This window comes from Mycobacterium sp. 3-98, from assembly GCF_035918355.1.
Taxonomy (GTDB): domain Bacteria; phylum Actinomycetota; class Actinomycetes; order Mycobacteriales; family Mycobacteriaceae; genus Mycobacterium; species Mycobacterium intracellulare.
In genome coordinates, this window is record NZ_CP142360.1 from 4,897,840 (window position 1) to 4,921,896 (window position 24,057).

Annotated in this window: 20 protein-coding genes; 7 read left to right on the forward strand and 13 right to left on the reverse strand. The window is 68.3% G+C overall.

From position 1 onward, the window contains the following. Nucleotides 1-17: 17 nt before the first annotated feature. The 5 genes from QGN30_RS22870 to rpmF all read right to left on the reverse strand — a co-directional run bounded on the left by QGN30_RS22870 (nt 18) and on the right by rpmF (nt 4,678). Nucleotides 18-515, reverse strand: coding sequence for a MogA/MoaB family molybdenum cofactor biosynthesis protein (locus QGN30_RS22870; protein WP_008254072.1), 498 nt, complete (start codon nt 513-515; stop codon nt 18-20). A gap of 59 nt (nt 516-574) precedes the next feature. Beyond that, nucleotides 575-2,029, reverse strand: a complete 1,455-nt coding sequence (locus QGN30_RS22875; RefSeq protein ID WP_029385689.1) for a S1C family serine protease — start codon at nt 2,027-2,029, stop codon at nt 575-577. 72 nt (nt 2,030-2,101) lie between these two features. After that, nucleotides 2,102-3,664 (reverse strand): HAMP domain-containing sensor histidine kinase, encoded by a 1,563-nt coding sequence (locus tag QGN30_RS22880; RefSeq protein WP_038538434.1) that lies wholly within the window; start codon nt 3,662-3,664, stop codon nt 2,102-2,104. 16 nt (nt 3,665-3,680) lie between these two features. Continuing rightward, entirely contained in the window at nt 3,681-4,367 is a 687-nt protein-coding gene (mprA, locus tag QGN30_RS22885) for a two-component system response regulator MprA (RefSeq protein WP_008254065.1), read from the reverse strand. 137 nt (nt 4,368-4,504) lie between these two features. After that, a complete protein-coding gene (gene rpmF / locus QGN30_RS22890; RefSeq protein ID WP_003872812.1) occupies nt 4,505-4,678 on the reverse strand; it encodes a 50S ribosomal protein L32 in 174 nt (57 codons plus the stop codon). Nucleotides 4,679-4,949: 271 nt separating this feature from the next. On the opposite strand from rpmF, the gene QGN30_RS22895 reads away from it, so the two are divergent. The 7 genes from QGN30_RS22895 to QGN30_RS22925 all read left to right on the forward strand — a co-directional run bounded on the left by QGN30_RS22895 (nt 4,950) and on the right by QGN30_RS22925 (nt 14,127). After that, nucleotides 4,950-6,659, forward strand: coding sequence for an acyclic terpene utilization AtuA family protein (locus tag QGN30_RS22895; protein ID WP_038535157.1), 1,710 nt, complete (start codon nt 4,950-4,952; stop codon nt 6,657-6,659). Beyond that, nucleotides 6,656-7,804, forward strand: a complete 1,149-nt coding sequence (locus QGN30_RS22900) for an acyl-CoA dehydrogenase family protein (protein WP_038535155.1) — start codon at nt 6,656-6,658, stop codon at nt 7,802-7,804. The genes QGN30_RS22895 and QGN30_RS22900 overlap by 4 nt, the downstream gene beginning before the upstream one ends. A 28-nt stretch (nt 7,805-7,832) precedes the next feature. Further along, nucleotides 7,833-9,428 (forward strand): acyl-CoA carboxylase subunit beta, encoded by a 1,596-nt coding sequence (locus QGN30_RS22905; RefSeq protein WP_009957816.1) that lies wholly within the window; start codon nt 7,833-7,835, stop codon nt 9,426-9,428. A gap of 5 nt (nt 9,429-9,433) precedes the next feature. Beyond that, the gene (locus QGN30_RS22910) at nt 9,434-11,422 is read left to right on the forward strand and encodes an acetyl/propionyl/methylcrotonyl-CoA carboxylase subunit alpha (RefSeq protein WP_038535153.1); all 1,989 of its coding nucleotides are present in this window, start codon (nt 9,434-9,436) and stop codon (nt 11,420-11,422) included. Beyond that, nucleotides 11,419-12,585, forward strand: a complete 1,167-nt coding sequence (locus QGN30_RS22915; RefSeq protein WP_038535151.1) for an acyl-CoA dehydrogenase family protein — start codon at nt 11,419-11,421, stop codon at nt 12,583-12,585. Before QGN30_RS22910 ends, QGN30_RS22915 begins: the two co-directional genes overlap by 4 nt. Beyond that, entirely contained in the window at nt 12,586-13,389 is an 804-nt protein-coding gene (locus tag QGN30_RS22920; protein WP_038535149.1) for an enoyl-CoA hydratase family protein, read from the forward strand. It begins immediately after the preceding gene. A gap of 132 nt (nt 13,390-13,521) precedes the next feature. After that, complete coding sequence (locus QGN30_RS22925) at nt 13,522-14,127, forward strand: DUF1707 SHOCT-like domain-containing protein (RefSeq protein ID WP_036390314.1); 606 nt, start codon at nt 13,522-13,524, stop codon at nt 14,125-14,127. A 21-nt stretch (nt 14,128-14,148) separates the two neighbouring features. Here QGN30_RS22925 and QGN30_RS22930 read toward each other — a convergent pair whose 3' ends face one another. From QGN30_RS22930 to QGN30_RS22965, 8 genes are all read right to left on the reverse strand, one after another. After that, the gene (locus QGN30_RS22930; RefSeq protein ID WP_038535147.1) at nt 14,149-14,997 is read right to left on the reverse strand and encodes an aldo/keto reductase; all 849 of its coding nucleotides are present in this window, start codon (nt 14,995-14,997) and stop codon (nt 14,149-14,151) included. 20 nt (nt 14,998-15,017) lie between these two features. Continuing rightward, entirely contained in the window at nt 15,018-17,003 is a 1,986-nt protein-coding gene (locus QGN30_RS22935) for a vWA domain-containing protein (RefSeq protein WP_038535145.1), read from the reverse strand. Further along, nucleotides 16,996-18,390: an ATP-binding protein gene (locus tag QGN30_RS22940; RefSeq protein ID WP_009957820.1), complete on the reverse strand. Its 1,395-nt coding sequence runs from the start codon at nt 18,388-18,390 to the stop codon at nt 16,996-16,998. The genes QGN30_RS22935 and QGN30_RS22940 overlap by 8 nt, the downstream gene beginning before the upstream one ends. A 132-nt stretch (nt 18,391-18,522) precedes the next feature. Continuing rightward, a complete protein-coding gene (locus tag QGN30_RS22945) occupies nt 18,523-19,086 on the reverse strand; it encodes an LGFP repeat-containing protein (RefSeq protein ID WP_225324779.1) in 564 nt (187 codons plus the stop codon). A gap of 105 nt (nt 19,087-19,191) precedes the next feature. Beyond that, nucleotides 19,192-20,775, reverse strand: a complete 1,584-nt coding sequence (gene purH / locus QGN30_RS22950; RefSeq protein ID WP_014381892.1) for a bifunctional phosphoribosylaminoimidazolecarboxamide formyltransferase/IMP cyclohydrolase — start codon at nt 20,773-20,775, stop codon at nt 19,192-19,194. Nucleotides 20,776-20,788: 13 nt separating this feature from the next. Beyond that, a complete protein-coding gene (gene purN / locus QGN30_RS22955) occupies nt 20,789-21,418 on the reverse strand; it encodes a phosphoribosylglycinamide formyltransferase (RefSeq protein ID WP_008254024.1) in 630 nt (209 codons plus the stop codon). A 178-nt stretch (nt 21,419-21,596) separates the two neighbouring features. Further along, entirely contained in the window at nt 21,597-23,021 is a 1,425-nt protein-coding gene (locus QGN30_RS22960; protein WP_248923514.1) for a cell division protein PerM, read from the reverse strand. Between the two features lie 38 nt (nt 23,022-23,059). Beyond that, nucleotides 23,060-23,956, reverse strand: a complete 897-nt coding sequence (locus tag QGN30_RS22965; protein WP_008254020.1) for a DUF5336 domain-containing protein — start codon at nt 23,954-23,956, stop codon at nt 23,060-23,062. Nucleotides 23,957-24,057: the final 101 nt, after the last annotated feature.

Consider the following 24,057-nt stretch of genomic DNA (forward strand, 5'->3'; position numbering starts at 1 on the left):
CGTTTCGGGTCCCGGGTTTAGATCTCGAGGCTCGACAGCTGCCCAATGATCTGGGCCGCCAACGGATTAAGAGTCGCCATTCCGTCGCGCACCGCATAGCGGGAGCCGGCCAGGTTGACCACCAACGTACTGCCGGAGACCCCGGCCAGACCGCGGGACAAACCGGCGTCGATGATGCCCGCCGACAGCCCCGAGCCGCGGATCGCCTCCGCGATACCGAGAATCTCGCGATCAAGGATCTCGCGGGTGGCCTCCGGGGTGACGTCGCGTGGGGTGACACCCGTGCCGCCGACCGAGACGACCAGATCCACCCCGCCGATCACGGCGGTGTTCAGCGCGTTGCGGATCTCGACCTCGTCGGCGGCCACCGCCACCACACCGTCGACGACGAATCCCGCCTCGGTCAACAGCTCGGTGACCAACGGGCCGCTGTGGTCCTCGTCTCCGTGCGCGGTGCGGTCGTCGACCACCACGACCAGAGCCCGGCCAACTACCAATTCCGCCCCCGTTTCCATGGGTGCAACCGTATATCCGAGCTCCGACAACCCCGTCGCCGAGGGTTCGTCCACTCTCACTACTGGTCCGCCTTCCCGAGAGTCACCGGCAAAGTCCGGCTCCCGCCGCCGGCGGGGTCGGAGAACGTCAGCGAAATCTTGTCGCCGGGCGCCTTGGAGCGCACCGCGGCCACCAACGCGTCCGCGCTGTTGATCGGGCGGTCGTCGACCTTGGTGACGACCACGTTCTTCGGCACGCCCGCGGCGGCGGCCGCGCCGCCCGCGACGACGTCGACGACCTTGGCGCCCGGGGTGCCCTTGTCGCTGGTCACCTGGACGCCGAGCGAGGCGTGCGACGCCTTGCCCGTGGCGATCAACTCGTCGGCGATGCGTTTGGCCTGGTCGACCGGGATCGCGAAGCCCAGCCCGATCGAGCCGCTCTGGGCGTCCGGCGATTCGCCGCCGAGGGTGGCGATCGCCGAGTTGACGCCCACCAGCTGGCCGCTCATGTTGACCAACGCGCCGCCGGAATTACCGGGGTTGATCGCGGCATCGGTCTGAATGGCGTCCAGCACGGTGTTTTGGTTGCCCGACTCACCCGTCGTGGACACCGGCCGGTTCAGCGCGCTGACGATCCCGGTGGTCACCGTGCCCGACAGACCCAGCGGCGACCCGATCGCCACCACCGGCTGACCGACGTGCAGATCCGACGAGGAGCCCAGGGAGATGGGCGTGAGTCCGGACATGCCCTGCACGCGAATCACGGCGATGTCGCTGGTGGGATCGGTGCCGACCACCGTGAACGGGGCGGTACGACCGTCGGAGAAGGTCACCGTGGTTTTCGGTGTGGGTCCGCCGGGTCCGCCCGGCGCGACGGGAGGCACCGGAGCCCCGGGGAGACCCGCAGGAGGCTTGGGCGATCCCGCCGCGGCCGCGACGACGTGGTTGTTGGTGAGGATCAGCCCGTCGGTCGACAGGACGATCCCGGAGCCCTCTTCCGACTGCCTTCCGATATCGGTCTCGAGCATCACGACGCTGGGCACGACCTTGGAGGCCACCTGTTCGACGCTGCCCGGTGGCATGTTCGCGGCCGGGACGCTGGGCGCCGCCCCCACGACCCGCCCGCCGCCGTTGCCCGAGGCGTGGTCGCCGAGCTCGATCGCCGTCGCCGCCGCGCCGCCGATACCGGCCGACACCACCGCGATGGCCAACGCCCCGGCGGTCAAAAGCCCTGCGCGAGAACGCTTTCGCGGTTCCGGTGCGGCCGGCATACCGGGCGGCATGCCGGGCATCGGACCCGTGCCGGGGATCCGGCCAGGGCCGGTGTTGCCGAACGGTTCGTAGGGCGGACGGAACTGGCTCGTCTGCGACGGCTGCGACCGATAGCGCCAGTCAAACTGCTGGTTGTACGGCTGCTGCTGCCCCTGGGCATAGCCCGAGGACCCCGCATGGCTCGGGACGGACGCAGTCTGATTCGGCGCGGGAGGGTATCCCGGCTGCTGCGGCGGTGGCGAATACCTCGGGTCATTCGTCATGTCGCTAAGTCGCTCTTCCTCTATCTCAGTGTTTCGGCAAGTCGACGGCTGGGTTCAACAGTAGCCGCAGACCTACCTTGCCCGCGCGGACTGAGAGTCCACTGAGATAACGTTCGCCGATTCCCCAGAGTTCGCCTCGTCGCCGGCCGCCGGCCCGCCCGCCTCGGTCGCGGCGTCTACCTGGCCGGCCTCCGGCTCGGTCGCGGAGTATGTCGCCGGCGGCAGTGGCCGTCCGGGCAGCAGCACATAGAAGGAGGTACCCGGGGGCTGGCCGCCCGGGACGGTGTCCTCGACGCGCAGCAAGCCGCCGTGGTTGAGCACGACCTTCTTGACGATCGCCAGCCCGAGGCCGGAGCCGGGCATGGCCCGTGCCGTCGTCGAACGATAGAACCGCTCGAACACCAGCCGGCGCTCTTGCGGTGGAATCCCGGGGCCGTGGTCGGCGACCACCAGCTCGGCGTGCGACGGGTCGAGTTGCCGCATGGTGACGCCGACGTGACCGCCCGGCGGGCTCCACTTGGCCGCGTTGTCCAACAGGTTCAGGACCGCACGCGACAGGCCGGCGGCGTCGCCGTACATCTGCCACGGCGTCACGTCGACGTCGAAGTGAATGTCGTTGCGGCGCCGCCTGACTCGCTCCAGGCTGCGGTCGACCACGTCGGACATGTCGACCGGCTCGTGCACCACCTGGCCGGCGTCGTCGCGGGTGAGGTCCACCAAATCGCCTACCAGCGTGGACAATTCCTCGATCTGAGCGACCACGTCGGCGCGCAGGTCGACCATCTCCTGTTCGGGTAGCCGCGGCGCTCCGGGTTCCATCGACGCCATCAGCAGCTCGACGTTGGTCCGCAGCGACGTCAGCGGGGTGCGCAGTTCATGCCCGGCGTCGGTGACCAGCCGCGCCTGCCGTTCCCGCGATTCGGCCAACGCCCGCAGCATCAGGTTGAACGACTCGGTGAGCCGGGCCAATTCGTCGCTGCCGAACACGGGGATGGGTCGCAGGTCGTCGGTGCGGGCGACGCGTTCGGCCGCTTCGGTCAGGCGGCCCACCGGGCGCAGGCCGGCCCGGGTGACCATGCCGCCCGCGACCGCGGCGACGGCCACCCCGACCCCGCCGACGATCAGCAGCACCCAGCGCAGTTTGTTCATCACCGCCTCGGTCGGCTTGAGGCTCTTGGAGATCAGCAGCGAGGTGCCGTTCTGCAGGTGGACGGCGAGGATCCGCTGATCGCCGGCGGTGCGCCGCGACATGAACAGATCGCCGTGGATGACCGCCTTCTCCGCCGGACCGACCGGCAGGGTCTGACCGGGCTGCTGGGCGGTGTAGATGGCGTGGCCCGGGTTCACCAAAATCGCGTTGACGTCCGAATAGGCGGTGCCTTCGATCGCCTTGCCGGGGTCGGCGGCCAGGGAACCGCTGGCGATCAGCAGCTGGGCCCGGCTTTGCAGTTGGTTGTCGATGTCGCTGTAGAGCGCGGCCGAAATCACGGCGTAGACGGCGAACGCCATCAGCACCACGACCATGGCGACCATCGACATCGCCAGCAGCATGACCCGCCACCGCAACGACAGCGACGGGGTCGCGCGCAGCGGTGGGCGCATGGGTGGGCGCTGAGGCCGGGGGAACTTGATCATCGTGGGCATTGCATCGTCACGGCGGTGTCTCCCGCAGGACGTAACCCACCCCGCGCACGGTGTGGATCAGCCGGGACTCACCGTCGGCTTCGGTTTTGCGGCGCAGGTAACCCACGTAGACCTCCAGCGCATTGCCCGAGGTGGGGAAGTCGAACCCCCATACCTCCTCGAGGATGCGGCTGCGGGTGAGCACGCGGCGCGGATTGGCGATCAGCATTTCGAGCAACGCGAATTCGGTGCGCGTCAGGCTGATCCGGCGCTCCCCGCGGGTGACCTCGCGGGTCACCGGGTCCAGGGTGAGGTCGGAGAACTTCATCGCCACCGATTCGGCCTCGTCCTCCGGCTTGGTCCGGCGCAGCAGAGCACGCATCCGGGCCAACAGTTCTTCCAGGGCGAACGGCTTGGGCAGGTAGTCGTCGGCGCCGGCGTCCAGGCCGGCGACCCGCTCGGAGACCGAATCGCGCGCCGTGAGCACCAAGATCGGCAGGTCATCCCCGGTGCTGCGGAGCTGTCGGCACACCTCGAGGCCATCCAGCCTCGGCATCATCACATCCAGGACGAGCGCATCGGGGCGATCGCTGGCGATCAGTTCGAGAGCTTCGACCCCGTCATGGGCCAACTCGACCGAGTAGCCGTTGAAGGACAACGACCTACGCAGCGACTCGCGCACGGCGCGATCGTCGTCGACGACCAGTATTCGCACGGCCCCTAGTTTCGTCCCACCGCCTGAGACTGACCTGAGAGGCGCGCCGGTGAGGGGCTAGCGGCGGTCGCAAGTGCGGCGAAGCCGGGCGCAGCGGGCCGCCGCCATCAGGTCAGCGGCGGGCCGCCGCCATCAGATCAGCGGCGGTCGAGGTCGATCAGGCCGAGGCGGGCGGCCTTGAGCAGCCTGCGCGGCACTTTGTGCCGCTGACCTGCGACCGTGACACCGACGAGTTCGGTCTTCTCGGCCTTCCACTGCGCGCGCCGGCTACGGGTGTTCGCGCGCGACATTCTGCGCTTGGGTACGGCCATGGTCGGGCCTGACTCCTCAATGTGGCTTGCGGTTCGGCATGTCGCGCGGCGTGGGCCGGGAGGCCGAACGGGCGACGATCGGGTATCAGGATAGTCGCTGGTCCGCTCGTCGCCAAAACCGACGCCCGCCGCCCCGGATCGCACCCTGCGCTAGCACGGCCCTGGCGCACCCGCCCCGAAGTGGGATCCTTGACGTGACACCCGCGGTACCCGATAACCTACCGGTTGGTTGGTTGGGTCTCACCGGTGAATCCCTGAATGGAGGACGGGCATGGCCTCTGCTTCCGGCGCTTGCGTCCGGATCGCGAACTGCTCCGGGTTCTACGGCGACCGGCTGTCGGCCATGCGCGAAATGCTCACCGGTGGCGAGGTCGACTACCTCACCGGCGACTACCTGGCCGAACTCACCATGCTCATCCTGGGCCGGGACCGGATGAAGCACCCCGAGCGCGGCTACGCCAAGACCTTCCTGACGCAACTCGAGGACTGCCTGGGCGAGGCCCGCGACCGCGGGGTCCGCATCGTGGCCAACGCCGGCGGCCTCAACCCGGCCGGGCTTGCCGACGCGATCCGCGCGCTGGCCGAACGCCTGGGTATCGACGCCCGGATCGCGCACGTGGAAGGCGACGACCTGTTGCCCCGCGCCGCCGAACTGGGCCTGGGCAGCCCGCTGACCGCGAACGCCTACCTGGGCGCCTGGGGCATCGTCGACTGCCTGGCCGGCGGCGCCGACGTCGTCGTCACCGGCCGGGTCACCGACGCGTCGGTGATCGTCGGGGCGGCCGCCGCGCATTTCGGCTGGCATCGCACCGACTACGACCAGCTCGCCGGCGCCGTGGTCGCCGGCCACGTCATCGAATGCGGGGTCCAGGCCACCGGCGGCAACTACGCGTTCTTCACCGAAATCGCCGACCTCACCCACGCCGGTTTTCCCCTGGCCGAGGTCTATGCCGACGGATCCTCGGTGATCACCAAGCACCCGGGCAGCGGCGGTTTGGTCAGCGTCGACACCGTCACCGCGCAGCTGCTCTACGAGATCACCGGGGCGCGCTACGCCAACCCCGACGTCACCGCCCGGATGGACACCGTTGAGCTCGCGCCCGACGGTCCGGACCGGGTGCGCATCAGCGGGGTGCGCGGCGAGGCCCCGCCGCCCACCTACAAGGTGTCGTTGAACAGCATCGGCGGGTTCCGCAACTCGATGACGTTCGTGCTCACCGGCCTGGACATCGAGGCCAAGGCGGAGTTGGTGCGCCGGCAGCTCGACGCCGCGCTCACCGTCAAGCCCGCCGAACTGCAGTGGTCCTTGGCCCGCACCGACCACGCCGACGCCGACACCGAGGAAGCCGCCAGCGCGCTGCTGCACTGTGTCGTGCGCGACCCCGATCCCGTTAATGTCGGACGCCAATTCTCCTCGGCCGCAGTGGAGTTGGCGCTAGCCAGCTATCCGGGCTTCCACGTGACCGCACCGCCGGGCGACGGCCAGGTCTACGGCGTGTTCACGCCCGGCTACGTCGACGCCGACCAGGTGCCGCACGTCGCGGTGCACGCCGACGGGACGCGCATCGATATCCCCTGCGCCACCGATACTTTGGTGTTGGCTCCGGCCGATCCCCCGCCGCTGCCCGAGCCGCTTCCGGATGGCCCGCTGCGCAGGGCGCCACTCGGCCGCATCGCCGGTGCCCGCAGCGGCGACAAGGGCGGCTCCGCCAACGTCGGTGTGTGGGTCCGCACCGACGAGCAATGGCGGTGGCTGGCCCACACGTTGACCGTCGAACGGCTCAAGGAGCTGCTGCCCGAGGCGGCCGAGTTCGATGTCACCCGCCACGTGTTGCCGAATCTGCGGGCGGTCAACTTCGTCATCGACGGCATCCTCGGCCAGGGCGTCGCCTACCAGGCCCGATTCGATCCTCAAGCCAAGGGGTTGGGCGAATGGCTGCGCGGCCGCCACCTCGACATCCCGGAGAGTCTGTTGTCATGAATCTTTGGACCACACCCGAGCGTGAGCAGCTGCGAAAGACGGTGCGCTCCTTCGCGGAACGCGAGATCCTGCCCCACGTCGACGAGTGGGAACGCAGCGGCGAGCTGCCACGCGAATTGCACCGCAGCGCCGGAGCCGCGGGGCTGCTGGGCGCGGGCTTCCCCGAATCGGTCGGCGGCGGGGGTGGCGACGGCGCCGACGCGGTGATCATCTGCGAAGAGATGCATCAGGCCGGAGCCCCGGGGGGCGTCTTCGCGTCGCTGTTCACCTGTGGCATCGCGGTGCCGCACATGATCGCCTCCGGCGACGAGCGGCTCATCGAGGAGTTCGTCCGGCCGACGCTGGCGGGCGAGAAGATCGGTTCGCTGGCCATCACCGAACCGGGCGGCGGTTCCGACGTCGGCCACCTGCGGACCTCCGCCGAGCGCGACGGTGAACACTACATCGTCAACGGCGCCAAGACCTACATCACCTCCGGCGTGCGCGCCGACTACGTCGTCACCGCGGTGCGCACCGGAGGCCCTGGCGCGGCGGGGGTTTCGTTGCTGGTGGTCGAAAAGGGCACGCCCGGCTTCGAGGTGAGCCGCAAGCTGGACAAGATGGGCTGGCGATCCTCGGACACCGCCGAGCTGTCCTACACCGACGTCCGGGTGCCGGCGGCCAACCTGGTCGGCGCCGAGAACAGCGGGTTCGCCCAGATCGCGCAGGCCTTCGTCGCCGAGCGAATCGGCCTTGCCGCCCAAGCGTATTCGAGCGCCCAGCGGTGCCTGGACCTGACCGTGCAATGGTGCCGCGACCGCGAGACGTTCGGCCGCCCGCTGATCTCGCGGCAGTCGGTGCAGAACACGCTGGCCGAGATGGCCCGCCGCATCGACGTGGCCCGCGTCTACTCGCGCCACGTGGTGGAACGCCAGCTCGCCGGCGAGACGAATCTGATCCCGCAGGTGTGTTTCGCCAAAAACACCGCCGTCGAGGCCGGCGAATGGGTGGCAAACCAGGCCGTCCAGCTGTTCGGTGGCATGGGTTATATGACCGAATCCGAGGTCGAGCGCCAATACCGGGACATGAGGATCCTGGGCATCGGCGGCGGCACCACCGAAATCCTGACCGCACTGTCCGCCAAACTCCTGGGGTTCCAGTCATGATCGCAGCGATGAGGAGGAGTGGCGCCAAATGACCACCCTGCAATCCACGCTGAACCACGACGACGCCGAGTTCACCGAGGCCGCGTCGGCGGCGATCGCGAAACTCGACGAGATCGACGCCGAGCTGGCCAATGCGCTGGCGGGCGGCGGACCCAAATACGTTGAGCGTCACCACGAACGCGGCAAACTGACCGCGCGTGAGCGCATCGAGTTGCTCGTCGACGCGGACTCGCCGTTCCTGGAGCTCAGCCCGCTGGCCGCCTGGGGCAGCGCCTTCAAGGTCGGCGCCAGCACCGTCACCGGCATCGGCGTGGTCGAGGGCGTCGAATGCATGATCGTCGCCAACGACCCGACGGTCAAAGGCGGCACCAGCAACCCATGGACCCTGAAGAAGATCCTGCGCGCCAACCAAATCGCCTTCGAGAACCGGCTTCCGGTGATTTCTCTGGTGGAATCCGGCGGCGCCGACCTGCCCACCCAGAAGGAGATCTTCATCCCCGGCGGGCGGATGTTCCGCGACCTGACCAGGCTTTCGGCGGCCGGGATCCCCACCATCGCTTTGGTGTTCGGTAACTCCACCGCGGGCGGCGCCTACGTCCCGGGGATGTCCGATCACGTGGTGATGATCAAGGAACGCTCCAAGGTGTTCCTCGCCGGTCCCCCACTGGTGAAGATGGCCACCGGCGAGGAGTCCGACGACGAATCGCTGGGCGGCGCCGAAATGCACGCCCGGATCTCGGGTTTGGCCGACTACTTCGCGGTCGACGAACTCGACGCCATCCGCATCGGCCGCCGCATCGTCGCCCGGCTGAATTGGACCAAGCAAGGCCCGAAGCCCAAGCCGATCACCGAGCCGTTGTTCGACACCGAGGAGCTCATCGGCATCGTCCCCGCGGATCTGCGCATCCCATTCGATCCCCGCGAAGTGATCGCCCGGATCGTCGACGGATCCGAATTCGACGAATTCAAGCCGCTGTACGGCTCCTCACTGGTGACGGGCTGGGCCCAGTTGCACGGCTACCCGATCGGGATCCTGGCCAACGCGCGCGGCGTGCTGTTCAGCGAGGAGTCGCAAAAGGCCACGCAGTTCATCCAGCTGGCCAACCGCTCCAACACGCCACTGCTGTTCCTGCACAACACCACCGGCTACATGGTGGGCAAGGACTACGAGGAGGGCGGGATGATCAAGCACGGCTCGATGATGATCAATGCCGTGTCCAATTCGACCGTCCCGCACATCTCGCTGCTGATCGGCGCCTCCTACGGCGCGGGCCACTACGGCATGTGCGGCCGTGCCTACGATCCGCGGTTCCTGTTCGCCTGGCCGACGTCGAAGTCCGCGGTGATGGGTGGCGCCCAGCTCTCGGGGGTGCTGTCGATCGTGGCCCGCGCGGCCGCGGAAGCCCGCGGCCAGCAGGTCGACGAGGAGGCCGACGCGGCGATGCGGGCCGCGGTCGAGGGCCAGATCGAGGCGGAGTCGCTGCCGCTGGTGTTGTCCGGGATGCTCTACGACGACGGGGTGATCGACCCACGGGACACCCGGACCGTGCTGGGAATCTGTTTGTCCGCCATCGCCAATGGCCCGATCAAGGGGACGTCGAACTTCGGCGTCTTCCGGATGTGAGCCCCATGATTACTCGAGTTCTGGTTGCCAACCGTGGCGAGATCGCGCGCCGGGTGTTCGCCACGTGCCGCCGGCTGGGCCTGGGCACCGGCGCCGTCTACACCGACCCGGACGCCGGCGCGCCGCACGTCGCCGAGGCCGACGCCCGGGTGCGGCTGCCCAAGACCAACGACTATCTCAACGCCGAGGCCATCATCGCCGCGGCCCGCGCCGCCGGTGCCGACGCGATCCACCCCGGCTACGGCTTCCTCTCGGAGAACGCCGATTTCGCGGCCGCCGTCCAGCACGCCGGACTGACCTGGATCGGCCCGCCGGTGGACGCGGTGCGGGCGATGGGCTCCAAGATCGAGGCCAAGAAGCTGATGGCCTCCGCCGGCGTGCCCGTTCTCGACGAGCTCGATCCCGACACGGTCACCCAGGCGCAGCTGCCGGTGCTGGTCAAGGCCTCCGCGGGCGGGGGCGGGCGGGGCATGCGGGTGGTGCGCGAATTGTCCGCCCTGCCAGCAGAAGTCGAGGCAGCGCGCCGCGAAGCGCAGTCCGCGTTCGGCGATCCGACGGTGTTCTGCGAGCGCTACCTGCCCACCGGCCACCACATCGAGGTTCAGGTCATGGCCGACACCCACGGCACGGTGTGGGCCGTCGGGGAACGCGAGTGCTCGATTCAGCGCCGCCACCAGAAGATCATCGAGGAGGCCCCCTCCCCGCTGGTGGAGCGCACCCCGGGCATGCGCGCCAAGCTGTTCGACGCGGCGCGACTGGCCGCCGGCGCGATCGGCTACACCGGCGCCGGGACGGTGGAGTTCCTGGCCGACGACGATGGCGAGTTCTACTTCCTGGAGATGAACACGCGGCTACAGGTCGAGCACCCGGTCACCGAAGAGACGACCGGGCTCGACCTGGTGGAACTGCAGCTCGCGGTGGCCGACGGCGCCCGCCTCGACGCCGAACCTCCTGCCGCCCAGGGTCATTCGATCGAGGCCAGGCTCTACGCGGAGGATCCCGCACGCGAGTGGCAGCCCCAGGCCGGTGTTATGCGCGCGTTCGAGGTGCCCTCCGTGCGAGCCGAGTTCGGCTCGCTGGGACAACGGACCGGAATCCGGCTGGATTCGGGGATCGCCGACGGATTCACGGTATCGATCCACTACGACCCGATGCTGGCCAAGGTCATCTCCTACGCCCCGACACGCCGCCAGGCGGCGCTGGTTCTCGCCGACGCGCTGACCCGAGCCCGGGTGCACGGGCTGCGCACCAACCGCGACCTGCTGGTGAATGTGTTACGGCATCCAGCGTTCCTCGACGGCGCCACCGACACAGCGTTTTTCGACACGCACGGCCTGGCCGAACTATCGGCGCCGCTGGGTGACGCCGCAGCGGTTCGTCTGTCGGCGATCGCCGCCGCCCTCGCCGACGCCGCGCGCAACCGTGCGCTCGCCCCGGTGTTGGGCGCCATCCCCAGCGGTTGGCGAAACCTGCGGTCGGGTTATCAGGTCAAGACCTACGGTGACGATGACGGCAACGAACACCGCATTCAATACCGGTTCGACAGAACCCGGTTGGTCCTGCCCGACGATCCTTCGGTGCAATTGGTGTCGGCCACGGCGAAAGCAGTGGTATTGAGGACGGACGGCGTCGACCACCACTTCTCGGTGCGGCGCTACGACCCCAGCGATTCCGACGTCTACGTCGACTCCGCGCGCGGACCGGTGCACCTGATCGCGCTGCCGCGCTTCCCCGAGCCCGGTTCGACCGTCGAAAAGGGATCGCTGGTCGCCCCCATGCCCGGCAACGTCATCCGACTCGGCGCCGCGATCGGCGACACCGTCACCGCCGGTCAACCACTGATCTGGTTGGAAGCCATGAAGATGGAACACACCATCACCGCACCGGTCGACGGCGTTCTCGCCGAACTCGACGTCAAGACCGGTCAGCAAGTCGAAGTGGGCGCCGTACTGGCAAGAGTCGAAGCGCCGCAATCAGAAGGAGATCCCCAGTGACCGACAGCAGCTTCATCGAGAACGAGGAGCGTCAGGCCCTGCGCAAGGCGGTGGCCGAATGGGCGTCCAACTACGGCAGCGAGTACTACCTGAAGAAGGCGCGCGCCCACGAGCACACCGACGAATTGTGGTCGGAGGCAGGAAAACTCGGCTTCCTGGGCGTGAACCTGCCCGAGGAGTACGGCGGTGGCGGCGCCGGAATGTACGAGCTGTCGCTGGTGATGGAGGAGATGGCCGCCGCCGGTAGCGCGTTGCTACTCATGGTGGTCTCGCCCGCCATCAACGGCACCATCATCAGCAAGTTCGGGACCGAGGAGCAGAAGAAGCGCTGGCTCCCCGGTATCGCCGACGGGACACTGATCATGGCGTTCGCCATCACCGAGCCCGACGCCGGATCCAACTCGCACAAGATCACCACCACGGCCCGCCGCGACGGCAGCGACTGGGTCCTCAAGGGCCAGAAGGTGTTCATCTCCGGCATCGACCAGGCGCAGGCCGTGCTCGTGGTGGCCCGCACCGAGGAGGCCAAAACGGGCAAGCTGCGCCCCGCGCTGTTCGTGGTGCCCACCGATGCGCCCGGCTTCACCTACACGCCCATCGAAATGGAATTGATCAGCCCCGAACGCCAATTCCAGGTCTTCCTCGACGACGTCCGGTTGCCCAGCGACGCACTCGTCGGCGCCGAAGATGCCGCCATCGCACAGCTTTTCGCCGGCCTGAACCCCGAACGCATCATGGGCGCGGCCAGCTCGGTCGGGATGGGGCGGTTCGCGCTGGACCGGGCCGCCGAGTACGTCAAGACCCGCCAGGTGTGGGGAACCCCGATCGGCTCGCACCAAGGGCTGTCACATCCGTTGGCGCAGTGCCACATCGAGGTCGAACTCGCCAAGCTGATGATGCAGAAGGCCGCGACCCTGTATGACTCCGGCAACGACATGGCTGCGGCCGAGGCCGCGAACATGGCCAAATACGCTGCGGCCGAAGCGGCCACCCGGTCGGTGGACCAGGCCGTGCAGTCGATGGGCGGCAACGGGCTCACCAAGGAATACGGTGTGGGCGCCATGCTGACCTCGGCCCGGCTGGGCCGCATCGCCCCGGTTAGCCGCGAGATGGTGCTGAACTTCGTCGCGCAGACGTCACTGGGCCTGCCGCGAAGCTACTAAATGGACACCCTCGTCGAATACGCCGGACCCGCCGACACGGGCGGGCCGTACGCGCGGCTGACGCTGAACTCACCGCACAACCGCAACGCGCTGTCGACCACGCTGGTCGCCCAGTTGCGCCAGGGGCTGCGCGACGCCTCGTCGGATCCGGCCGTGCGCGCGGTGGTGCTGGGCCACGCCGGGGGCACCTTCTGCGCCGGCGCGGACCTGAGCGAGGGCGGCGGCGCAGCCGGGCGAAGCGGGTCGCCACCCTCTGCCTATGACATGGCCGTCGCCCGGGCCCGGGAGATGACCGCTTTGATGCGGGCCATCGTCGCCTCGCCGCTGCCGGTGATCGCCGCCATCAACGGCCATGTCCGGGCCGGCGGCTTCGGCCTCGTGGGTGCCTGCGATATCGCGGTCGCCGGGCCACGCAGCACGTTCGCGCTGACCGAGGCCCGCATCGGCGTCGCCCCGGCGATCATCTCGTTGACGCTGCTGCCGAAGCTGTCGCCGCGCGCCGCGGCGCGCTACTACCTGACCGGCGAAACATTCGACGCCGACGCGGCGGCGGAAATCGGGCTGATCACCATGGCCGCCGAGGACGTCGACGCCGCGGCCGAGAAACTTGTCGCCGATGTAGGCCGTGGGTCACCGCAGGGGCTCGCGGCTTCCAAGGCGCTGACGACGGCCGCTGTGTTGGAAGGGTTCGACCGTGACGCCGAACGGCTCGCCGAGGAATCGGCGCGGCTCTTCGTGTCCGACGAGGCCCGCGAAGGCATGTTGGCGTTCCTGGAGAAGCGGCCACCCCGCTGGACGAGTTAGCCAACGACAAGTTAGCCAGATGTCTAAGAGTGGTCCGGCCAAATCGGCCGGCGGTCCGGCCCGAGCCGATGCAAGGTTGCAGTTTAGCCAATCCTCTTGCAGCAAAACCTGGACGTCGTAGGCTCGTGGGTGATGAGCAACTCAACGCAACGGGATGCGGAGGACACGCGCGACCAGCCGTCGCGCGCGGCCGATACCGATCGCATACAGACTGCGCAGTTGCTGGCGTACGCGGCCGAGCAGGGCCGCCTGCAGCTCAACGACTACGAAGACCGTTTGACCAGGGCCTATGCCGCGACGACGTATGAGGAACTGGACCGGCTGAGGGCCGATCTGCCCGGCGCGCCGATCAGCCCGCGCCGCGGCGGCAAACCCAATCCGGCGCCGTCGACGCTACTGCTGGCGTTGATGAGTGGCTTCGAGCGGCGCGGCCGATGGAACGTGCCGAAGAAGCTGACCACCTTCACCCTGTGGGGCAGCGGGGTGGTCGATCTGCGCTACGCCGACTTCACCTCGACCGAGGTTGACATCCACGCGATGTCGATTATGGGCGTGCAGAACATTTTGCTGCCGCCCGAGGTCAACGTGGAGGTGCACGGCCGCGGGGTCATGGGAAACTTCGACCGCGGCGTCCACGGCGAGGGCACTCCCGGGGCACCGACGGTCCACATTCGCGGCTTCTCGCTGTGGGGAGCCGTCGGGATCGCGCGTAAGGCCCGCAGGCCCCGCGGCGGGTAGCCGCTTCCCAGCGACGGAGCCTCAGCGGGGCACGTAGTCGAAGGTGTCAGGGTTGGGACCGTTGCGTCCCGGCTCACCCTTGTTCAGCGCTGAGATCGCGTCCATGTCGGAATCGTCCAGTTCGAAGTCGAACAGCTCGAAGTTGGACTTGACCCGTGCCGGTGTCACCGATTTGGGGAAGACGATGTCGCCGCGCTGAATGTGCCAACGCAACACGACCTGTGCGGGCGTTTTGTCGCGGGACCCGGCGATGCGGTTGATCACCGGATCGTCGAGCACCTTGCCCTGGGCGATGGGTGCCCACGCCTCCGTGGCGATGCCGTGCTCGCGTCCGTACGCCCTCACCTCGTCGTTGCCGAAGTATGGATGAACCTCGATCTGGTTGACCGACGGCACGGTGTCGGTTTCGTCGGCGAGCCGATTCAAATGTGCGACTTGGAAATTCGACACGCCGATGCTGCGCGCGCGTCCGTCCCGCGCGAACTCTTCGAAGACCTTCCACGTCGAGACGAAGTCGCCGTCGTAGAGCGTGGGCAGCGGCCAGTGGATGAGAAACAGGTCGACGTAGTCCGAATCGAGCGCCTTCAGCGTTTGGTCGAAGGCGCGGCGCGCGTCATCGGGCTTGTGAAAGCCGTTGTTGAGCTTGCTGGTGATGAAGACCTCGCCGCGCTCAAGGCCGGCGTCGCGGATGCCTTGGCGGACTTCCTTTTCATTTCCGTACATTTCGGCGGTGTCGATGTGCCGGTATCCGATGTCGAGCGCCGTCTTGACCGCCGCGGCCGTCTCGTCGGGCTTGATCTGGAACACCCCGAAACCGAGCTGTGGGATCTCGACACCGTCGTTGAGTTCGATCGTGGGAACCTTGCTCACGGGATTTCTCCTTTTATGGTCTATCGACGGCGGCGGGAACGTAGGTAGTCGCCGACCACCGCCGCTCCCAGCCCGTCGAGATCGGGCACCACGACGCGTCCCTCGACGCGCCGGGCGACCTGGTCGATGAACCGCGCCAGGCCGGGATCGCTGCCCAGCCGGAAGATCGTGATTTGCGCACCGAGGCGCGCCATTTCATCGAAGCCGCGCACGGTGTGGGCGATGGTCCGCGGGTGCGGCGGGTAGTCGAAGAAGACCGTCGTGCCATCCCCGTCAAAGTCCTCCAGGTGGGCGGTCGGCTCGCCGTCGGTCACCACCAGCACGACGGGCTGGGCGTTGGGGTGGCGGCGCAGATGACGCCCCGCCAGCGCCAACGCGTGATGCAGGTTGGTCCCCTGCTCGTAGACACCTTCCAGGCCGGTGAGTTCGGCGGCGGTCACCGTCCGGGCGTAGCGGCCAAAGGCGATGATCTGCAAGGCATCCGAGCGAAAACGCGTGCACACCAAGTGGTTGAGCGCCAGCGCTGTCTGCTTCATCGGCAGCCAGCGGTTCTCCATCACCATGGAAAACGACGTGTCGACCAGCAGCGCGACCGCGGCCTGCGTGCGGGTCTCGGTCTCGGAGACCTCGACGTCGTCGACGGAGATCTTCAACCGCGCGTCCGGCCCATCGAGGGTGGCCGTTCCCGCCTGCCGCAGCACGGCATTGGTCAGCGTGCGCGAAATGTTCCACGGTTCGGTGTCACCGAACTGCCAGGGCCGGGTGGCGCCCGTGAGCTCGCCGGCCGCACCCGCCCGCCGATGATCACGCTCACCGCGCCGCCCGGAAAGTTGTTGCGCCACATCGCGTAGCGCCGTCTCGCCGAGCCTGCGCATCGCCTTCGGCGACAGCCGCCACTGGCCGTCGGAACCGCGGTCCAGGAAGCCCTGATTCACCAGCGCACGTTCCAATTCGGCGAGCGTGCGGGCATCGACGGCCGCCTCGTCGCCGAGCTGGCGTGCCAGCGCGTCGAGGTCGACGTCATCCATGGTGGCGCCCGGATAGCTTTGCGAGAGCTGCTCGGCCAGTTGCTCGAGCTCGGCGATGTCGGACAACGCCTGGGTGCCCTCACCCATCCCGAACGGGTTGTCACCGGAGAACTGTTCGGATCCGGTCCAGTCCTCCCCGGGCCGCGCCGCCTGCAGGTGCGCATCGAGCCGACTCAGCGACTCCATCAGGGCCGGTGAGCCGAATGCCTGCTGCGCCAAGGCATCCAGCTCCGCGCGCTGCTCGGCGCTGAGGCTGTTGCGGAAGCGCTGCGCGGCGGCGGCCCGCTTGGCCAGCGAGTCCAGCAGCTCGTCGACGTTGCGCGGGTTCTCCGGGAAGAACTCGCCGTGCGAGTCCATGAAGTTTTCGAAGTCTTCCTGGGTGTCCTCGCCGCGCGCGTGCTTGTCCAGCAGGTCGTTGAGGTCGTTCAGCATGTCGTTGACGCGCTGGCGGTCCTCGTCGGTGGCCCCCTGAAGCGCCTGCTTCATGCCCGCGAAGCGCTGGTCGAGCATCTCGCGGCCGAGCAGATCCTTGATCTGGTCGTACTTTTGGCGCGCCTCGCCGCTGCGCCAGTTGTACTCGGAAAGCTCCTGGACGGCCTTGGCCGGCGACGCCGGTAGCGCGTCCAGTTGGAGTTCGCCGAAGCGGGCGTCGTCGTCGAGCGCGCGGGCCAGCTCCTTGCGTTCGGCCAGCACCGCCTCGTCCAGCAGTTTCTTGATCTCCTGCAGCGTGCCGTCCAAGTTGTTGCGCCGCAACAACTCCCGTCGCCGTCGGTTGGCCTCGGCCGCCAGCCGGTCAGCGCCCGGCATGTTCTTGGTGCCGCGGCGCAGCAGCTCGGAGAGCGCGCGTCGCGGCGAGGTACCGGCCATGACGTCCTGGCCGATCTGTTCGAGCGCCTCGCGCAGATCCACCGGCGGCGCCAGCGGGTCGGGCCCGCCGGTGTACGCCGAGTACCGCGAAGAGTGCCCTCTATTAGCCATAGACGGTTTGCCCCTCCTCGGACACCTTGTCGATGCGCTTGGCCAGATACAAAGCCTCGAGCGCCAGCTCGAGCGCGGCGGCGCGTTCGCCCTCCGACCGCGCGCCCAGCTTGTCCGCGATCTTGTCCACCACCGGCAGGCTCGGGACCGCGGCCAGCACGTCCTTTGCCGACACCCGCTCGCCCGTCGTCACCGCGGAACCGCCCTCGACTGCGGACACCAGTGAACCGACGTCGATGCCGCCGAGCACCCGCGACGCCGTGTCCGCGGTCGCCCGGCGCAGCAGGTGTTCGAGCACCGCCTGCTCGCGGCCTTCCTCGCCGGACTCGAATTCCAGCTTGCCGCGCAGGACGTCGATCACGGTGCCCAGATCGACCACCCGTGCCACCGGGTCCGTCTCCCCCAGGATCGCGCCGCGATGGCGGGCGGCGGCCGCGACGGTCTCGGCGGCGGCGATGGCGAACCGCGCCGACACCCCCGAGCGTTGGTCGACGGAATTCGACTCCCGCAGGTAGCGGGCGAACCGGGCGATGATCTGCATGAGGTAGTCGGGCACCTGCGCCGACAGGTGCGCCTCCTGCGCGATCACCCCGACTTCCGCGTCGAGCTCGAGCGGATAGTGGGTCCGGATCTCCGCGCCGAAGCGGTCCTTGAGCGGGGTGATGATGCGCCCGCGGTTGGTGTAGTCCTCGGGGTTGGCGCTGGCGACCACCAACACGTCCAGCGGCAGGCGCAGCGTGTAGCCGCGGACCTGGATGTCGCGCTCCTCCATCACGTTGAGCATCGACACCTGGATGCGCTCGGCGAGGTCGGGCAGTTCGTTGACCGCGACGATGCCGCGGTGCGCGCGCGGAATCAGGCCGTAGGCGATGGTCTCGGGGTCCCCCAGGCTGCGGCCCTCGGCGACCTTGATCGGGTCGATGTCGCCAACCAGGTCGGCGACGCTGGTGTCGGGCGTGGCGAGCTTTTCGGTGTAGCGCTCGCTGCGGTGCTTCCACTCCACCGGCAGGTCGTCGCCCAGGGTGGCGGCCTTGCGGATCGACTCCGGCGTGATCGGCGAGAACGGATGCTCCCCCAGTTCGGCCCCGGCGATCACCGGCGTCCACTCATCGAGCAACCCGACCAGCGCACGCAGCAGCCGGGTTTTGCCCTGGCCGCGCTCGCCGAGTAGCACGAAGTCGTGACCCGCGATCAAAGCCCGCTCGAGCTGGGGCAAGACGGTGTCGTCGAATCCCAGAATGCCAGGCCAGATGGCTGCGCTGTCCGGCCCGTCGGCCAGTGCGGTCAGCAGATTTTCGCGGATTTCCTGCTTGACTCCCCGTTCACGGTGACCGGCGGCGCGCAGTTCGCCGACGGTGCGGGGCAGGTTGCTCGGTGACGTCACCACTCCACGCTACGACGATGCCGCCGATGGGACACTATGCCCTCCCCCAAGTACGCGGGTGCCGGGCAAGCTGATCGACTGCCCGGCACCCGGTCGGAGACCCGAGCGCAGCGCGATGCTGCACCCGAACACCGCTCAGCTGTAGCTGACGACGGCCTGCGCGTCACCCGGCTTCCACGTGATCGTGCCGTGCTCGAAAGTCGACTTCTTCATGCCATCGGGGGTGTCGACCTCGTCACTGGTCGGATAACCAAGCTTGCCCTGCGAGCCGCCGAGCTCATTCCACTTGTCGCGGATCAAGCCCCACACCACGTAGGCCTGCGTCTTGTTGACGATGACGCCGCCATCGAATTGCTGGTAGGTGCCACCGTCGGGATTCGTTTGCTGATTATCCTTCGGGGCCCCTAAGTCCTTGCGCGCCTTGTCGTCCAGGGACTGGTACTTCGCCAAAATTGGTCCCTGAACGGTGTACGGCGTGCCGTTTGCGCCCGGAATCTGCGTCGTGCTGCCTGGCGCACTCGGAGTCGTTGCTGCCGATGTTCCTGCGGCGGCTGAGCTCGAGGTTGCGGCCGACGAAGCGGCTGTAGTTGTTGAACTGCCGGCTTCACCCGATTTATTTGCCGAGCATCCTGCGCCGACGAGTGCGACACTCGCAATCGCGACGGAAATTGTGGCCGTTCGTATTGCGTTCGCGCGCATATCAATTCCTCTCGAATTGTGTTCGCCCCGCTATTGCCGACCCAAAGTGATGCTATTTCCATTCGCGACCATAGAGCAAGGACTGAGATCGACAATTGCCGATCTTCAGTGGGCGAAGTGGCGCGCCCCAGTGAGATACAGCGTGATGCCGGCGTTGGCCGCGGCCGCGGTCACCTCGTCGTCGCGCACCGATCCGCCCGGATGCACGATGGCCTTCACCCCGGCAGCGGTCAGCGTCTCGAGTCCGTCGGGGAAGGGGAAGAACGCGTCCGAGGCCGCGACCGCGCCGCGCACCCGATCCCCGCCGCGTTCGACGGCCAGCCGCGCGGCGTCGACGCGGTTCACCTGACCCATGCCGACGCCGATGGTGGCGCCACCGGCGGCGATCACGATCGCATTCGATTTGACGGCGCGGCATACCCGCCAGGCAAAAGCCAGGTCCGCCAGCGTTTCCGGGTCGGCGGGGTTCCCCGTCGCAAGGGTCCAATTCGCCGGGTTGTCCCCGTGGGCGTCGAGCTCGTCGCGCTGCTGCACCAACAGCCCGCCACTGACGGGCCGCAGTTCGGTGCCGCCGGTGAGCGGCTCGGAGGCGACCAGCACCCGGATGTTCTTCTTGCGGGTCAGGATGTCCAGGGCGGCCGGATCGTAGGCGGGCGCGATGATGACTTCGGTGAAAATCGTGCTGACGTATTCGGCCATCTCGACGCTGACTTCGGTGTTGGCCGCGATGACCCCGCCGAATGCGCTCAGCGGATCGCATTCGTGGGCCTTGCGGTGGGCGTCCGCCACCGAGGCCGACGAAATCGCGATTCCACATGGGTTGGCGTGCTTGATGATTGCCACGCATGTCTCTTCGTGGTCGAAGGCGGCCCGCCATGCCGCGTCCGCGTCGGTGAAGTTGTTGTAGGACATCTCTTTTCCGTGCAGCTGCTCGGCCTGGGCCAGCCCGGGCCACGCGCTCGGGTCGTTGTAGAGCGCGGCCTGCTGGTGCGGGTTCTCGCCGTAGCGCAGCATCGCCGAGCGGCGCCAGCTGCGGCCCAGCCACTTCGGGAAGGCGGTCGCTGGATGTTCGGGGGCCAGCGTCGACTCCATCCAACTCGCCACCGCGATGTCGTATTCGGCGGTGTGCTGAAACGCCAGCGCCGCCAGTCTTTTGCGCTCGGCGAGCGTAAACCCGCCCTGCCGGACCGCGGCCAGCACGCCGTCATAGCCCTGCGGGTCGGTGATCACCGCCACGCTGGGATGGTTCTTCGCGGCGGCCCGCACCATCGACGGTCCCCCGATGTCGATCTGTTCGACGCAATCGTCGATGCTCGCGCCGGAGTCCACCGTCTCGCTGAACGGGTACAGGTTGACGACGACGAGTTCGAAGGCCGCGATGCCGAGCTGTTCGAGCGCCTCGGCGTGCTCGGGTTTGCGCAGATCCGCCAGCAGGCCCGCGTGCACGCGCGGGTGCAGGGTCTTGACGCGGCCGTCGAGCACTTCGGGGAACCCGGTCAGTTCCTCGACCCGGGTCACCGGAATGCCTTTTTCGGCAATGTTCTTCGCGGTGGATCCCGTGGAGACGATCTCGACGCCCGCCGCGGCCAGCCCCCGGGCCAGGTCGATGAGCCCGGTCTTGTCGTACACGCTGATCAAGGCGCGGCGGATCGGCCTTTTGGCGTTCTCCCGCCAGTCGTCGGTGCTCATCCGTTGTCGCCTTTCATCCGATCGTCGCTTTTCTCCCGACCAGGGTCAGCCCGCCGGTTGCGATCGCGGCCACCACGTCCGCGAGCAGCTTGCGTTCGGTGACCTTGATGCGTTCATGCAAAGTCTCTTCGTTGTCGCCGTCGAGCACGGGAACGGATTGCTGCGCCAGGATCGGCCCGGTGTCCGTCCCGGCGTCCACCAGGTGCACCGTACAGCCTGTGATTTTCACGCCGTAGGCCAACGCGTCGGCCACCCCATGCGCGCCCGGGAACGCCGGCAGCAGCGCCGGATGCGTGTTGATGACGCGTCCGTAGAACCGTGAAAGGAATTGTGGTCCAAGGATTTTCATGAATCCCGCGGACACCACTAGGTCGGGCGAGTGAGCGGCGGTGGCCTCGGTGATAGCGGTGTCCCAGGCGTCGCGGTCGGGGTGGTCGCCGAGCCGGACGGTGAAGGTGGGCAGGGACGCGGCCGCGGCGATCTCGGTGGCCAGGCAGTCGCGGTCGGCGCCGACGGCGACGATCCGGGCAGGATAGTCCGCGACGGCGGCGGCGATCAGGGAGTTCAGCAGCGATCCGGTGCCCGAGGCCAGTACCACTACCCGCGCCGACGCGTTGGGGGGCACATGGAGGGCTTCGACCACATCGGCGAGCCTAGTCGGGCGACGATGCGCGCCCTCACGGGCGCGCTGAGGAGCAGACGGCGGCGGCATGCGTTTGACGATCAAGCTGGCCAATAGGGCAATTGCCCACCTCCGAGCGACAACCGCCCGACGCCCGCGATTTCCCACCGGGCTTGTCGCTCGGAGGTGGGCAATTTACCTATTGCTCCGGATCGCGTTCGGCAGCGGTAGGTCCCGGCTCGCCCTCCGCTGCGGGAGACCCCGCCTCGACCTCCGCGGCATCGCCCTCCGCCGCGGGCGACCCCGGCTCGCGCTCCGCGGCATCACCCTCCACCGCCGGAGTCCCCGGCTCACCCTCCCCCGGCTCATCCGCGGGACCCTCGAAGACGTCCTCCTCCGCCACCCGATCGTCGAAAACATCGGTGAAATCGGCCGGCTCTTCGGCCAGTGCGGCGGACGCGGGTTTGGCCCGCAACCGCCTGGGCCGGGGCCTGATCCCCCCACTCAGCACCACGGTGATCCCGCCGATCACCGTGAACCAGAAGAAGACACCGAGCAGCAACGCGCCCTGGTCGACGCCGACATGGCCGAAGTTACCCAGCTGGCCGCTCCCGGCGTACGCGAGCAGCGACATCACCAAAGCCCCGGCGGCCGAGGCGACCAACAGCTTGACCATCGCCGCGGCCGGCGGCAGCGCACGCCGGGCGCACTGCTGTCCCACCGCCACGCCCGACGACGCACCGATGATGAGCAGCGCAACCCATACCGGCCCCAGCGGTGGCCTGGGCACCGCCGCCAACACCGGCAAGGCCGGAATATCGCCACCGAACACGGTGAATGAGCTGAACGTCGCGAAACCGATGTGGGCGCTGGAGCCGACGGCAACCGCCGCGGTGCCCACAATCACGTTGGGCGCGTACAGCATTGACAGCAGGGTGAGGCTGAACTCGCCGAAGATCGAATCGGTGATGCCGTAGAGCTCCTGCATGGTCGCCCAGTGCACGACGAGCGACCCGGCCGTCACGAACCCGGAGAGCCCGAGCAACGCCAGCAGGCCGGCGGACGCGGCGCGCAGCGAATCGCCCAGCCAATAGGGCAACGACGACACCGCCAGCGCGCGTGGCCCGACCCGGGACCACACCCCGATTCCCGCGCCGGCTGCGTGAACCACGAGCACGCTGAGGAACGCCCGCAGCGCGCTCGGGGTTTGCAGCTCGGTGATCACCGACGACGCGTCGTGGATGACGGCCAGGGCGATGGCCGTCATCAGCAAGGGTCCGCCCAGCGCCGACGCCACCACCCAGCGAACGACCAGCCACGACGAGTGCGGCGAGGTGGCCCGCGCCGTGCTGCGCGCGGTGGCCCAGACCATGAGCAGCACCGGCAGCAGCGGCATCACACCGAGTTCGCGGCCACCGATGGAGATCGGCACCTGGTGCACGCCGAGCCACATGCTGGCGATGGCACCCAGGGCGCCGGTCATGTCGCTGTTGGCGATCAGCAGTTGGATGAGCGTGACCGCGGCGATGATGACCAACGCCACCACGGCCGGGGCGAACGCGACCCTGACGAGGTCACGCGCCTGGCGAGCGCCCGCTGCCCGGTTGTCCTCTAGCCGTGTCACTCTTGGGCACGTCCCCGACTAGGCGCGACAGCGCACGGTTAGGCGGGCGCTGGGCCAGACGGTGAGGACGGCGACTGCTGCTCCTGGCCGAAGGATTGACCGCCGGATTGCTCGGAGTAGTTGGTGGGTGAACCGGCGTCCGATCCGCCGCCGACGTTCGGCGGCGGGCTGAAGCTGGGGAAGCCGGTGGGGGGCGTCGACGAGCCCTGGTGCTGCGCGGACGGCTGCGAGCCCGACTGCGGCGAAGGCTGGGCGCCGAAACCGCCGGTCGGTGCGCCGCCCTGGGTCGGCGCACCGCTGGCGCCATAACCGCCGTATTGCGATCCGTATCCCTGCTGGCCGCCGTGCTGCTGGCCGCCCGGCTGACCGTAGTAGGGCTGCTGGCCGTACTGCCCGTATTGCCCGTACTGGCCGTACTGCGAGTAGGGGTCGTACTTGGGGCGCGGCGTCGGCGCCGTGATCACGCCGGAGTCCAGCAACACGACGACGACCGCGGCGATCGCCTGCAGCACGATGGCCGCCACCAGGGGCCACATCGCCCAGCCGATGGCGAAACCGGCGGGCAGGTTGATCGTCTCGGTGATAGCCAGCAGCGCTCCCAGCACCGCGATGACCGCGACAACGCCCACGTAGCTCTTGGCTTTCGGGAGCAGGCTCAGGCCGGCGAGCAGCGCGGCCAGCAGGGCAACCACGACCGCGGTACCGGCATCGCCGGCGCGGCCACCGATGCCCGGCCCGAGGTCGGCGCTGATGGTGAACGTGGGCCCGAAGTTCAGGAGGTAAGCCACCAAGCCGAGCACCACCACCGCAATGTTCAGATACAGCGGCAGCTTGCTCTTGCCGTCGTCTTCTTTGGCGAACGAGGGTGTGGCGCCTGCATACGTGCCGCCGGACTGCGGCGGTGGGTATCCGGGGCTACCGGGAGAGTAGGTCATTGCTCCTCCTGTTGCTACCAGTGCCTTTAAGTGCCGAGCGGGCGCCGCGGTGGCGATGCGACGCTGTGCTTGCAGGCGCGTCACCGCATTGCGACGCGGTC